The following is a 289-nucleotide window of genomic DNA, read 5'->3' as shown; positions in this document are numbered from 1 at the left end:
GTGCGCAGGTGGTCGACGATGCCGACCGCACCGCGCTCCGTCAGCTTCACACCCGTCTTGTCGAGCCCGAAACCCTCGACGTTCGGGGCGAACCCGACCGACATGAGCACCTTGACGGCCTCGATCGACGCCTGCTGGCCGTCCTTGCCCGTGTACGAGACGGTGACGGAGGAACCGTTGCCGACGACCGACTCGACCTTGGTGGAGGTGAGGATGTCGACGGCGTAGTTCTTGTACTGCTTCGTGATCTCCTTCGACACGTCGGCGTCCTCGTTGGGAAGGGCCCGGT

1 protein-coding gene is annotated in these 289 nt (G+C 64.7%); it reads right to left on the bottom strand.

The window, feature by feature from the left end; genetic code table 11:
- On the bottom strand, positions 1-289 hold a 289-nt coding region (locus KVS71_RS17300; protein ID WP_217585136.1), incomplete at both ends, for an FAD-dependent oxidoreductase.

The sequence above is a fragment of the Microbacterium sp. GbtcB4 genome (genome assembly GCF_019091465.1).
Classification (GTDB): Bacteria; Actinomycetota; Actinomycetes; order Actinomycetales; family Microbacteriaceae; genus Microbacterium; species Microbacterium paraoxydans.
Note: the sequence above shows the minus strand (reverse complement) of the source record. Positions and strands in the feature narration are given on the sequence as shown.